This window comes from Nocardia sp. NPDC049526 (assembly GCF_044465765.1).
GTDB lineage: Bacteria > Actinomycetota > Actinomycetes > Mycobacteriales > Mycobacteriaceae > Nocardia.
This window is the reverse complement of sequence record NZ_JBITMA010000041.1, coordinates 1-1,381: the sequence shown is the minus strand read 5'-3', so window position 1 is coordinate 1,381 and position 1,381 is coordinate 1. Positions and strand designations below refer to the sequence as shown.

The window sequence follows — 1,381 nt, the reverse complement described above, 5'->3', positions numbered from 1 at the left end:
TCCTAATACTGCAACGGCGTTTTGGCGGTCGGTGCTGGTAGTTCTGTTGTGTGGTGTTGGATCGTGTTGTGGCCGAGTTGGATTCGTTGATGTCGCGGATTGCGGGGCGGTTCGGGCGGGTGGAACCGCGTATCCGGGCGAAGGAGTATGTGTCGGGGCTGGTCACGGGTCTGGAGCGGAAGAACGGGTGGACGCTGGCCGAGCATGCCGGCGCGGTGTGCCCGGACGGGATCCAGCGGATGCTGCGCAAGGCCGAGTGGGACGTCGACGGGGTTCGTGATGACGTGCGCGCTTATGTGGTGGAACAGCTCGGTGACCGCGAGGGGCTGTTGATCTGCGACGAAACCGGTTTCCTCAAGAAGGGAACCCGCTCGGCGGGGGTTCAGCGGCAGTATTCCGGCACCGCCGGGCGCACCGAGAACTGCCAGATCGGCACGTTTCTGGCGTATGCCTCGACGCGGGGCCACGCGCTGATCGACCGCGAGCTCTATGTTCCGCAGTCGTGGATCGATGACCGTGAGCGCTGCCGCAAGGCGGGGATTCCCGACACGGTGGAGTTCGCGACCAAGCCCCGTCACGCCATCGCCATGCTCGCCCGTGCCCTGGATGCGCAGGTGCCGTTCTCGTGGTTCACCGCCGACGAGGCGTACGGTCAGGCCCGGTACCTGCGAGAATGGCTCGAAGACCACGACGTGTCCTATGTGATGGCCACACGCTGCGACGAGGCGATGACCACCCGCGCCGATCGGGTCGAACGCGCCGACGTGCTGGTCGCCGAACTGCCCGCGAGCCGCTGGCAGCGACTGTCGGTCGGTGCTGGTGCGCACGGGCCACGCGAGTACGACTGGGCATACCGCCAGATCGAGGGCACTTGGCAACGCGGCCGTGGGCACTGGCTGCTGGCGCGCCGCTCACCCTCGCCCAACAGCAAAGGCGAACTCGAGATCGCCTACTACATCTGTTACGGCCCGGCCCGCTCCAGGCTGGTGGACCTGGCGTGGGTCGCCGGGACCCGTTGGCACGTGGAAGAAGCATTTCAACAGGCCAAGGGCGAGGCCGGACTCGGCCACTACCAGGTCCGCAGCTGGCGGGCGTGGTATGCGCACATCACCTTGTCGATGCTCGCCCTGGCCTGGCTGGCCGCATCCAAAGATGTTGCCGCAAAAGGGGACCCACCGATCACAATCCAGACATGATCGCTCTCACGCTACCCGAGATCCGCCGCCTGCTCGCACGCCTGGTCCTGCGCGAGGACCACCCCGCCGACCACATCTGGGCATGGTCGACATGGCGACGACGACGCCAACACCAAGCCCGCCTCAGTCACTACCGCCGCCGCGGACACCCCCTCACCTGAAACGCCGTTGCAGTACTAAGCGAG

The 1,381-nt window shown here is 66.2% G+C and carries 2 protein-coding genes; both read left to right on the top strand.

The annotated features are described in order from the left end of the window. The first annotated feature begins 50 nt into the window (after positions 1–50). Complete coding sequence (locus tag ACIBW7_RS43055; protein WP_397056931.1) at positions 51–1,196, top strand: IS701 family transposase; 1,146 nt, start codon at positions 51–53, stop codon at positions 1,194–1,196. Beyond that, complete coding sequence (locus ACIBW7_RS43050; protein WP_397056929.1) at positions 1,193–1,357, top strand: hypothetical protein; 165 nt, start codon at positions 1,193–1,195, stop codon at positions 1,355–1,357. Before ACIBW7_RS43055 ends, ACIBW7_RS43050 begins: the two co-directional genes overlap by 4 nt. Positions 1,358–1,381 lie beyond the last annotated feature (24 nt).